The 10,948-nt window shown below is 72.8% G+C and carries 11 protein-coding genes; 5 read left to right on the top strand and 6 right to left on the bottom strand.

The genetic code is table 11. The annotated features are described in order from the left end of the window. On the bottom strand, positions 1-1,551 hold a 1,551-nt coding region (locus tag DPM19_RS35770; protein WP_199485145.1), incomplete at its 3' end, for a hypothetical protein. A 98-nt stretch (positions 1,552-1,649) separates the two neighbouring features. Here DPM19_RS35770 and DPM19_RS17930 point away from each other — a divergent pair. Then, positions 1,650-2,627: an EamA family transporter gene (locus DPM19_RS17930; RefSeq protein ID WP_325050253.1), complete on the top strand. Its 978-nt coding sequence runs from the start codon at positions 1,650-1,652 to the stop codon at positions 2,625-2,627. A 22-nt stretch (positions 2,628-2,649) separates the two neighbouring features. Here DPM19_RS17930 and DPM19_RS17925 read toward each other — a convergent pair whose 3' ends face one another. Beyond that, the gene (locus DPM19_RS17925; protein ID WP_111869059.1) at positions 2,650-3,075 is read right to left on the bottom strand and encodes an acyl-CoA thioesterase; all 426 of its coding nucleotides are present in this window, start codon (positions 3,073-3,075) and stop codon (positions 2,650-2,652) included. A gap of 10 nt (positions 3,076-3,085) precedes the next feature. Next, entirely contained in the window at positions 3,086-3,730 is a 645-nt protein-coding gene (locus DPM19_RS17920) for a hypothetical protein (RefSeq protein ID WP_146778902.1), read from the bottom strand. Positions 3,731-4,066: 336 nt separating this feature from the next. Here DPM19_RS17920 and DPM19_RS17915 point away from each other — a divergent pair, with 336 nt between their 5' ends. After that, positions 4,067-5,347 carry a cytochrome P450 gene (locus DPM19_RS17915; protein WP_111869057.1) on the top strand — a complete coding sequence of 427 codons (1,281 nt, stop codon included), beginning with the start codon at positions 4,067-4,069 and terminating at the stop codon, positions 5,345-5,347. 41 nt (positions 5,348-5,388) lie between these two features. On the opposite strand, the gene DPM19_RS17910 is transcribed toward DPM19_RS17915, so the two are convergent. Continuing rightward, positions 5,389-6,132, bottom strand: a complete 744-nt coding sequence (locus tag DPM19_RS17910) for an alpha/beta fold hydrolase (protein ID WP_111869056.1) — start codon at positions 6,130-6,132, stop codon at positions 5,389-5,391. Between the two features lie 80 nt (positions 6,133-6,212). Here DPM19_RS17910 and DPM19_RS17905 point away from each other — a divergent pair, with 80 nt between their 5' ends. The 3 genes from DPM19_RS17905 to DPM19_RS17895 all read left to right on the top strand — a co-directional run bounded on the left by DPM19_RS17905 (position 6,213) and on the right by DPM19_RS17895 (position 9,884). Beyond that, positions 6,213-7,166, top strand: coding sequence for a helix-turn-helix transcriptional regulator (locus tag DPM19_RS17905; RefSeq protein WP_111869055.1), 954 nt, complete (start codon positions 6,213-6,215; stop codon positions 7,164-7,166). 201 nt (positions 7,167-7,367) lie between these two features. Beyond that, a complete protein-coding gene (locus DPM19_RS17900; RefSeq protein ID WP_111869054.1) occupies positions 7,368-8,663 on the top strand; it encodes a retropepsin-like aspartic protease in 1,296 nt (431 codons plus the stop codon). Between the two features lie 111 nt (positions 8,664-8,774). Beyond that, positions 8,775-9,884 carry an endonuclease/exonuclease/phosphatase family protein gene (locus DPM19_RS17895; protein ID WP_233510246.1) on the top strand — a complete coding sequence of 370 codons (1,110 nt, stop codon included), beginning with the start codon at positions 8,775-8,777 and terminating at the stop codon, positions 9,882-9,884. A gap of 157 nt (positions 9,885-10,041) precedes the next feature. On the opposite strand, the gene DPM19_RS17890 is transcribed toward DPM19_RS17895, so the two are convergent. Then, positions 10,042-10,617, bottom strand: a complete 576-nt coding sequence (locus DPM19_RS17890) for a Clp protease N-terminal domain-containing protein (RefSeq protein WP_111869052.1) — start codon at positions 10,615-10,617, stop codon at positions 10,042-10,044. Between the two features lie 35 nt (positions 10,618-10,652). Further along, positions 10,653-10,871, bottom strand: coding sequence for a helix-turn-helix domain-containing protein (locus DPM19_RS17885; RefSeq protein WP_111869051.1), 219 nt, complete (start codon positions 10,869-10,871; stop codon positions 10,653-10,655). Positions 10,872-10,948 lie beyond the last annotated feature (77 nt).

Below are 10,948 nucleotides of genomic sequence, written 5' to 3'. Positions count from 1 at the left end.
CGGGGGGGGGGGCGGGTGGGGGGGGGGGGGGGGGGGGGGGGGTGGGGGTGGGGGGGGGGGGGGGGGGGGGGGGGGGGGGGGGTGGGGGGTGGGGGGGGGGGGGGGGGGGTGGGGGGGGGGGGGGGGGGTGTCGGTGGGTGTGGTGTGGGAGGCGCGTTCGGCGGCCAGGTGGGCGCGGGCGGCGTCGATGATCTGCCAGGGGGTGAGTTCGCCGGTGGAGGGCGGTGGGTTCAGGGTGGGGCTGGTGAGTTCGGCGGCGGTGGCCGCGGCGATGGCGAATCCGCCGGGTGGGGGTGGTACTTGGGCGAGGCGGCACCAGGTCAGGCCGAGGGCGTAGGAGGTGGCCAGCAGGCTTTGCAGGGTGTCGGCGTCGCCGCGCAGGGTGTCGGGTAGGCGCCCGTCGCGGGGCCACAGTTCGCGTAGTGGGTGGTCGGGGCGGGCCAGGACGTCCTGGAGGGTGCGGGCGCCGTCGGGGTCGAGCCAGCGGAGGACGGCGCCGATGGCGGGGGGTGCGGGTTGCAGGTCGGCGGCCAGTACGGCGATGCCGGCGCGGCGGGCGTCGCTGTGGTTGAGGGGGCGTTGGTAGAGGTCGGTGATGATCTGCTGGAGGTCGTAGAGGGCCAGGCGTAGGTATTCGCCGGGGGCGGCGTCGCGGACCATGGGGGTGGCGTGCTCGGGGGGGCAGCGGCGGCGCCATTCCTGCAGGATGGCGGCGTGCCCGTAGCGGGCGGTGGCCATGTCTTGTTGGACCAGGTGCAAGGTGGCGCCGGTGATGGCGGCGAGGGCGTCGGCGCCGGGGCGGAAGCGGGGGTCGCCTTGCAGGCCGGTGGCCAGTTCGTGCAGGACGCGGACCAGGTAGGCGGCGCCGTTCCAGTCGCCGGCGCCCAGGCGGGCGGCGTAGTGGGCGACCAGGTGGGTGAAGTCGGGGGGTGCCATCCAGCGGAGTTGCTGGCCGGGGGTGGTCAGGTAGGGGACGAACAGTTCGATCAGGGGGTGTTCGCCGAGGGCGACGGGTGAGCCGGCGCACCACAGCAGGGCGCTCCAGGCGGCGGCGACGGTGCTGGGGGTGGCGGGGACGAAGGAGGTGTCCTGGTGGGCGAACTGGCGGGGGTCGACCGACAGGGCGGTGATGAGGGCTTGCTGGACGCGGGCGACGACGCTGGTGTCGGGGGGTGTGCCCAGGAAGCCGGCGCCGGCGACGCGGCCGGCGGCCAGGTCGGGGCCGGTGGGGAACAGTTGCGGGGGGACTGGTGGGTTGCCGGCGCCGGGTGGGGTGGGCAGGAAGACGCGGCGGGTGTTGGGGTCGGCGGGGGGTGGGCAGGGGTGCCAGTTGCCGTCGAGGCCGCAGCGGTACCAGCGGCCCCAGGCGCCGTAGAGCCACCATTCGCCGGATCCGGTGAGCATCCGGGAGGTGATGGCTTCGGCGCGTTGTGGTGGGGGTGCGGAGCGCCACCACGGTGAGGCGGCCATGGTCTTGATATCGGTTTCGACCGCGGTGAAGGGGTCGTCCGCTGTGCCGCTCCCGCCGGGTCCCGCAGCTTGCCAGTTCACTTGCCGCATAGTAGCCCGCTCGGGCGAATCGTACGGCGCATCCGTTGATCACCCGTCTGTAATGAGTGTTTAATACCTATGGTCATTAATTGAAGGATGTGGTCATGGCGGTCGGCGGGCGTGCGAAGGCGTGGGGGCTGGGGTTCGCGGTGGTGTCGTCGATCAGTTTCGGCGCCTCCGGCCCGTTCGGGAAGGCCCTGGTCGGGGCGGGGTTCAGCCCGCTGCAGGCGGTGTGGTTGCGGATCGCGGGGGCCGCGCTGATCCTGGTGCCGGTGGTGCTGGCGGTGAGCGGGCCCGCCCGGCTGCGGGCGCTGCGCCCGCACTGGCCGCAGTTGCTGTTCTACGGGGTGACCGGGGTGGCGGCGTGCCAGGCGCTGTACTTCGTGGCGGCGTCCCGGCTGCCGGTGGGGATCGCGATCCTGCTGGAGTTCACCGGCCCGGTGCTGGTGCTGCTGTGGATCGCGGTGGTGCGGCGGGCGCCGCTGCCGCGGACGGCGGTGGCCGGGGTGGTGGTGGCGGTCGCGGGGCTGGCGTGCGTGGTGCAGGTGTGGTCGGGGCTGCGGTTGGACGCGGTGGGTCTGGCCGCGGGGCTGGGTGCCGCGGCCTGCCAGGCCGCCTACTTCCTGCTGATCGACCGGCTCACCGGATCGGTGGACCCGCTGGCCATGACCGCGGTGGGGATGGTGGTCGGCGCGTTGCTGCTGACGTTGCCCGCGGCGCCGTGGGCGATGCCCTGGCACATCCTGCCGACCCAGGTCGCCCTGGGCTCCCATGACGCCCCGGCCTGGCTGCTCGCGGCGTGGATCATCGTGGTGAGCACCGTGCTCGCCTACGCCACCGGGGTGGCCGCGGTGCAGCGGTTGTCGGCGCCGGTGGCCGGGGCGATCTGCTACACCGAGGCGGTCGCGGCCACACTGATCGCCTGGGTGGCGTTGGGGGAGCGGCTGACCCCGATCCAGATGGCCGGTGGTGCGGTGGTGCTCGCCGGGGCCTACATCGCCCAGCGGTCGGTCCCGGCCGCCGCCCCCGCGCCGGCCGTGGCGGCGCCGGTGCCCGTCCCGTCCCAGGCGCGCTGACCGGCCCGCCGGCCGGCACGGTTCAGGCGGGCTGCCGTTCCTGCACCAGGTAGGGGGTGAGGGCGGCGCGGACCTCGGCGGGCATTTCCTGCTTGGCCTTGGTGGCCGGGTCGATGAACACGTACCGGATCTCCCCGTCGGCGATCAGTTGGTCGCCGACCCGGAACCGTGCGGCGATCACCATGCTGGTGACCCCCAGGTGGGTGACCGGCAGGCTGATGTCGATCAGGTCGTCGAAGCGGGCGCCGTGCCGGTAGCGGATGCGGGCCTCGGCCACCACCATGTCGTAGCCCTGGTCGATCGTGTCGGTGGAGGAGCCGAAGACCTCCCGCCACAGTTCGGTGACGGCGACGTCGAAGTAGAACAGGTAGTGGCCGTTGAACACGACGTTCTGCTGGTCGCACTCGCTGTAGCGGACACGCAGCCGGTGCGAGAACACTTCGGTCATGGTGCGCTATTCAATCCGAAACCGGTTCGGGTGTTTCGGGCAGGGCCGGTAGCGGCCCGGTCTCCTCGGCCGGCGCGGGCACCGGCAGGGCGGCGGCGGGCGCGGTCAGCGGGTCGAAGGCCGAGTCGGCCACCACCCGCTGCGGTCCGGTCGGCGCGGACGGCCACAGTTGCACCAGGTAGTGCTCCACGCCCTGCAGTTCCCGCAGGGCGGCCTGGAACTCCTGGCTGAACCCCGAGCGGAACCGGTCCAGCAGCCCGTCGTAGAGGCGGGCGATCTCGGTGCGGTACCGGGCCCGCACCCGTACCCGGTAGCGGCCCACCCCACCCAGCAGCCGGACGCCGTGCAGCACCGGCTCGGCGGCGGAGGTGCTGATGGCGACCGCGCCGCGCAGGTACAGTTCCTGCTCCGATTCCTCCTCCCAGGGTTCGGGCCCGGGCGGGGGGTGGGCGTCCCATTCCTCCAGCAGCACGGTGACGTCGACGTCGTCCTGGAGGCTGGCGATCCACATCTGGTCGTAGCCGACGCTGAGCAGGGTGCCCACCGGCCGGGGTGGGGCCTGCATGCCGCCGGGATCGGCGCCCAGGCCGTGGACCCGGAACACGCACTTGTCCGGGGGCACCCGGACGCCCAGCCGAAGCAGCCGACGACTCACCCCGTACCTCCCCCTGCACTGCCGAGACGCAGGACAAATCCTGCCGTATTTCGGGGCCGGATCCGGCCCGGTCCGGGCAAGTAGATCACCACCTTCCTGGACCGGCGTGCCGGACCCGGCGTCATCAGGCAAGGAAATCAATTCCGATTGTGGAATGACATCGTCAGATGGGCTTGTTGCCGCGGCGGCGATACGGTGACCGCGCCGCCGTGCGTCCCGGCCGTGACCCGGCCATGACCGGGGCGGGTGCCGCAGGCAACACCCGCCCCCCATTGACAGTAACCAAATGCTTATTTGACGATGGCCGTCGGCAGGCGAAACGGAAGGCGGCAGGCGATGTCCATCCAGGAGTCGGCGGCGATCCCCGACATCAACGATCTGAGCTTCTGGGAGCAGCCGCTCCAGGAGCGCGCGGCGGGGTTCGCCGCGCTGCGCACCCTGGACGGGCCCGTCCGCTACCCCGACCCGGAGATCCCCTTCACCCGCCCCGGGGCCGGGTACTGGGCGCTGGTGCGGCACGCGGACGTGGCCGAGGCCAGCCGCAACAGCGAGATCTTCAGCAGCGAACCCAACGCCACCACGATCGTCGACGCGCCGAGCTGGATCGGCCGGTACATCGACTCGATGATCAACATGGACGACCCGCGGCACGCCAAGATCCGCCGGATCGTTTCGCGGGCCTTCAGCCCCCGGATGCTGGAGCGCACCGAGAACGACGTGCACAGCCGCGCCGTCCGGATCGTCGACGAACTGGTCGCCGCCGGGCCCGGCGACTTCGTCGCCCAGGTCGCGGCCCGGCTGCCGGTCGAGGTCATCTGCGACATGCTCGGCATCCCCGAACGCCACCACCGGCGGGTCATCACGCTGACCAACATCACCCTGGGCAACACCGACCCCGAGTACACCGGGGTCACCCCCGAGATGGGCAAGCTGCGCACCGGGCTGGGACTGCTCAGGGTGGCCCGGGCGGCCCGCGAACTGCACCGCCTGGCCGCCCGGCTCGGCCGCGAACGCCGCGCCGAACCCACCGACGACCTGACCTCCGTGCTGGTCAACGGCAACGTCGACGGTGAGCGGCTGACCGTGCGGGAGTTCGGCACGTTCTTCCTGCTGCTGGTGGTCGCCGGCAACGAGACGACCCGGACCGCGATCGCGCACGGGCTCAAGCTGTTCACCGACTTCCCCGACCAGCGCGCACTGCTGCTGGAGGACTTCGAGGGCCGGATCGGCGGGGCGGTGGAGGAGATCGTGCGGTACGCCACCCCCGTGATCGCGTTCCGCCGCAACGTCACCCGCGACCACGAGATGAACGGCCACACCTACCGGGCCGGCGACAAGGTGATGCTGTTCTACAACTCCGCCAACCGCGACGAGAGCGTCTTCACCGACCCCGATGTTTTCGACATCACCCGCTCACCCAACCCGCACGTGGGGTTCGGCGGGCCCGGCCCGCACTTCTGTCTGGGCGCCAACCTGGCCCGCCGGGAGATCACCGTGATGTTCCGCGAACTGTTCACCCGGCTCCCCGACCTGCACGCGAACGGGGAGCCGGACCGGCTGGTGTCGGCCTTCATCAACGGCTACAAACGCCTGCCCTGCACCTTCACCACACCCTGAGCAGGACCCGAGCGGATTCGGTGCGCGGATTCGGGGCGAAGTCAGGCCGCCTCGGCCAGCAGCGCCGCCAGTTCCCGCGGGCGCGAGAACATCGGCCAGTGCCCGGTGGGTAGCTCCCGGTAGGTCCACTCCGGGCCGGCCATCAGGGCGAACACCGGGTTGCCGCCGGCCACGAGATGCTCGACGGCCGCGACCGGGAAGGTGCAGGCGATCAGCGTCCGCGGGTGGTCCGGCAGCCGGGCCGGGCGGTGCAGCGGCTGTGCGGCGGCGGCCGCCGGGTGCGGGGTGCCGCGCTCGCGCAGCTCCGCCAGGTGCTCGGGCGTCAGCCCGGCCAGTTCCCCCGGCTCCTGGCCGCCGGGGGTGAACGATGGTACCGGCACCCACCGGCCGCCGCCCTCGGCGGCGATCTGGTGCCGCACCGCGGCGCGCTCGGCGGGTTCGTGGAAGTCCAACTGGGCCATGCCGTCGGGCATCGGGCCGCAGTCGACGTAGACGACGCGCCGGACGCGGTCGGGCAGCCGGTCGGCGGCGCCGGTGACCGGGTTGGTGCCGCCGCTGTGCGCGACGAGGACCACCTTGCGCAGATCGGCGTCCTCGATCAGGGCGGTGATGTCGGTGATGTGGGTCTCCAGGTCGGTGCCGGGGCCGGCCTCGGCGGCCCGCTCGGCGAGGCCGGTGAGGGTCACCTGGTGGACGTCGTGGCCGCCGGCGCGCAACTCCCGCGCCACCTCCTCCCAGGCCCAGCCGCCCAGCCAGAACCCGGGAACCAGCACGTACGTCGCCATTGTCGTTCCTTCCGTCGCCGTGATGCCCCCACGCTAGAATCAATACCGGACAGAACCCGCCCGCATTAAGGGAGTGGTCTGTGTCACATCCCACCACCCGGGTGCTGACCATGCTGGAACTGCTGCAGGCGCACCCCCGGCTGACCGGCGCCGAACTCGCCCGGCGGCTCGACGTCGACACCCGCACCGTGCGGCGCTACGCGCTGCGCCTGGCCGACCTGGGCGTCCCCGTGGTGGCCGAACGAGGCCGCCACGGCGGGTACCGGCTGATGCCCGGCTTCAAGCTGCCCCCGCTCATGCTCACCGACGACGAGGCCACCGCCGTGGTGCTGGGCCTGCTGGCCGGCCGCCGCATCGGCCTGCCCGACGCGGCCACCGAAAGCGCCCTGGCCAAGGTGGGGCGGGTACTGCCCGCCGCGCTGCGCGACCGGGTACGGGCACTGCAGGACACCCTCGGCTTCACCCTCGCCCCCCGCCCGGGCGTGGCGCCCGACGTCACCGCCGTGCTCACCCTCGCCGCGGCGGCCCGCGAGCACCGCCGGGCCCGGATCCGGTACCGCTCCTTCCAGGGCACCGAAACCGAACGCGACCTCGACCCGCACGGGCTGGTGTTCCACTCCGGCCGCTGGTACGTCACCGGGCACGACCACCGCAGCGGCGAGCGGCGCACCTTCCGGGTGGACCGGGTGCTGTCGGCCGAACCGCGCACCGAGACCTTCCAGCCGCCCGGCGACGCCGACCCGATCGGTCAGGTGACCGCCGCGCTGGCCGCCGTCCCCTACTCCCACGAGGTCGAAGTGGTCCTGGAGACCGGCCTGGCCGAGGCCCGCACCCGGATACCGCCCTCGGTGGGCGGCCTCACCGAGGTCGACGGCGGGGTGCTGCTGCGCACCCGGGCCGAACGGCTGGACGGGATGGCGATGATGCTCGCCGGCCTGGGTCGGCCCTTCGTGATCCGCCGACCCGACGAACTACGCGACGCCGTCCGCGACCTGGCCGCCACGCTGCACGCCCAGGCCGACCGCCGGCCCTGACACCCGGGCCCCGCGGCCCGTACGGGCCACCGGTCCCTGTCGAGAGCATGATGCCCGGGCTTCGCAGGCCGTCGCGGAGTCCGCACCACCCGGCTCCGGCCGCGCACCCGGGTCACAGCCGGGTCACAGCCTCGGGCACCGTGCTGTGACCGTCCGTGGGAGAAAGTTGCGGCGGAAGGCGGATCACGAAAGGGGAAGGCCGTGGCTGATGACGGAGCATGGGACCGGCGTTCGCTGCTCCGCGGCGCCGCCGTGGTGGCCGGCGCCGCCGCGACCGCGCCGCTGCTGGGCGAGGCGGCCACCGCACACGCCGACAGCGGTGACGCGGACGCGCTGTTCAAGGCCGGGAAGTTCGAGCAGGCCGGCCGCGCGTACGAGGAGATCCTGAAAAACGACCCCGAGAATGTGCACGCGGCCCGCCAGCGCGGCCATGTCGGGCTCCTGGGCAACGAGTTCGCCGAGGCCGAGAAGTACCTCACGATGGCCCTCAGGCTGGCGCCCGACGACAAGGACACCAACCGGTTCCTGGCCGACTGCTACATCCGGCAGGACAAGCTCTCCCTCTCCGTACCACGCTGGCAAGCGGCCGGCAAGGAGGTCTTCGCCACCTGGTTCGGGGCGGTCCGCGGCGAGCCGTACCAGATCCACGGCGACATCGCGCGGCTGCCCTGGCAGCAGACGGACCCGTCACCGCTGGTCGAGGCCTCGGTCAACGGCGGACCGGCGAAGCGCTTCATGTTCTACACCGGCGCCCCATGGCTGGGCATGTCCGCGGACGTGGCCAGGGAAGCCGGGCTGAGCCCCGTGGCCGAGCAACAGATCGATTACCTGAACGGCACCGCATGGCAGTACTTCGGGGTGCTGGACTCCTTCAAGCTGGGCGGCATCGAACTGCGCAACATCCCCGTGCAGTGGTCGGAGTCGGACCAGGCTTCGCCCGGGGGGCCCAATGACGGCATCATCGGCACGTGGGTCTTCTACCACCTGCTGACCACCTTCGACTACGCCGGCCGGTCGCTGATCCTGCGCCGCCGCACCCCGACAACGGCCGGCAGGGCACGCGCCAACGCCGAACGGGCGGGCGCCAAACCCCTGCCGCTGTGGCTGGCCCGTGAGCACATGCTCCACAGCAGGGGCAGCGTCGCCGGCTCCGGCCCACGGGTGGTGGGCCTGTCCATCGGCGGAACCAGCGAGAGCGCCGCGGTCATGTCCGGGGAAACGGCCAAGCGGCTGCGGATCCGCACCGACCACGACCGCCCGCTGGAGACCTTCGCCCACAGCCACCCCACCGTCGCCTACCCCTGCTACCCGAAGGAGATCCGCCTCGGCGTCGCCGCCGCCCAGGAGGTCTACTGCGTGGCGAACCCGAACCAATCGCCCGCCCGCAACGGGTTCGACGTGCTGGCCTCCTTCTTTCACCCCTTCTACAAGCCCTACAACATCACCCTCGACTTCACCGACATGAACCTCTACATCGCCCGCGGCAAAGCCACCTGAACACCGCCCGCGAACGTCATGGAGCCTGAAGCCGCGGAGCAAAGGTGTACCGGGACGCCCTTGCCGCCCGCGTATGTAGGCCGACCCCACCCAGGACCCGAGGATGCAGCAGTGACCGGTAGTAAGCGAGAACAGGCGATGGTGCAGGTGGACACGGCGGAGACCGGACAGGGCGGCGCGGACATCCCCCGGGATGCCGGCTCCGGTACCTGGCGCGGGGGCCTTCGCCGGGCGATCCTCATCGGTTCCCGGCCGGGGCCCTGGAAGCGCGGCCCGGTGCTCGCGGCGCTGGCGCTGCTGCTGGGCCTGGTCATGCTGCTGCACGCGAAGATCCCGAACCGGGTCGGGAACCTCGGCAGCCTGGTGGAGACCTTCCTGCCATGGTTCGGCCTGTTCGTGCCGGTGCTGCTGGCCGGAGCGCTGTGGCGGCGCTCCGCCGCCGCGGTGGCCGCGCTACTGCTGCCGGTCATGGTGTGGCTGAACCTCTTCGGCGGGCTGCTCGGCGACAAGTCCCACCCGGGCGGCGACCTCACCCTGGCCAGCCACAACGTCGGCGCCGACAACCCCGACCCGGCCGGCACCGCCCGCGCCCTGGCCGCCTCCGGCGCGGACGTGCTGGCCCTGCAGGAGCTGACCCGGCAGGACAGAGGCATCTACGAGAAGGAGTTGGCGAACGCGTACCCGCACCACACGGTGCAAGGCACGGTCGGGCTGTGGAGCAAGCTGCCGCTGGCCGACACCAAGCCGGTCGACATCATGATGGACGCCGGGCCGCTGGCGGCCACCAAGCCTGCCGACGTCACGATGGAATACAACCGGGCGCTGCGCACCACCGTGGCCACCGGCCACGGGCCGCTGGCGGTGTACGTGGCCCACCTGGGGTCCGCACGGGTCAATCCCCGGGCGGGCTTCTGGACGGCCCACCGGGACAGGAACGCGCAGGCGCTCGGCGAGGCCATCGCCGCCGAGCGGAACGAGCGGGTGGTGCTGCTCGGCGATCTGAACGGCACCATGGACGACCGCGCGTTCGACGGCATCACCTCGCGGCTGCGCTCGGCCCAGGACGCGGCCGGGGCCGGCTTCGGCTTCAGCTGGCCGGCGAAGTTCCCGGTGGCGCGGATCGACGAGATCCTGGTCAAAGGCGTGCGGCCGGAAAGTTCGCGGGTGCTGCCGGCCACCGGCAGCGACCACCGGCCGGTGGCGGCCGCAATCAGCTGGTGAACACCGCGCCGCACCGGCAGGGGCAAGGTAGCCCGCCAGTACGCACCGCCCGGTTCCGGCTCGTGCCCTCCCCGGAAAAGGGCCGGCGCCCCTCACCAGCAACCGTCATGCGCCTGCTTCGCGGCTCACCGCAGCTTTTCCGGGGTTCCGGGCCTGATCAGGCGGCGTCCGGGTGCTCCAGCGCGGCGACGAGCGCGCACGGCCGCGCCCCCAGGTGGCGCAGGACGCGTGCGGCGTTGCTGTGGGAGTCGGCGAGGATCCCGTGCAGCAGGTCACCGGGCCCGGCCGGGACGCGACCGTCCCGCCGGCCCCGCCACAGCGCGACCTCGAGCACCTTGCGGCCGCCCCCGGTGAACGGCAGGTCGCGGCCCGGGCCGGTCACCGCCACCCGCAGCGGCCACAGCGGGGAACGCCGCAACTCCCACGCCCGGCCCGGGCCGGGCGCGACCGCGCGGGCGCGGCGGCGGACCTCCGCCAGGTCGATGCCCAGGGCGGCCAGCAGCTCTCCCTCCTCGTAGGGGCGGGGAGCGCCCAGCGCCTCGGTGATCGCCGCCTGGACGCGGGCGCGGGTGACGCCCTGCCGGTGCAGGGCCGGCCGCACGTGCGCGTCCTCGCACAGGGCCAGCAGGAGGAACTCGGTGCCGATCCGGGGCCGCGCCGCGGTGGCCGCCAGATCGGCGGCCCGCAGCACCGCGGACCGGGCCGCCGGGGAGAACCGGCCGAACATCGTCATCGTTCACCTCTGCGTTCGACTGTGCGCATTCCCGCTCACCCCCGCCGCCGGCGGGCGTGTTTCTTGTGGACCGACTGCCGGCGCACGCCCAGCGCGGTGGCGATGGCCTCCCACGACCAGCCGCGGGCGCGGGCGTTGTCGACGTGGAGGGCTTCCAGTTCCTCCAGCAGGACGCGCAGTGCCGCCACCGCCGCCAGCCCGGCCGCGGGGTCGGTGCCGTCCACGGCGTCGGCGAGCTCCTTGACCCTGCTCATGTGTGTCAGCCTAGGCTGACATGCGGGTGGGTGTCAACCGCAACTGACACGGGTGCGTGCCGCGCGAACCCGGCTCG

Origin of the sequence: Actinomadura craniellae, assembly GCF_003289645.1 — a bacterium.
Lineage (GTDB): Bacteria > Actinomycetota > Actinomycetes > Streptosporangiales > Streptosporangiaceae > Actinomadura_D > Actinomadura_D craniellae.
Note: the sequence above shows the minus strand (reverse complement) of the source record. Positions and strands in the feature narration are given on the sequence as shown.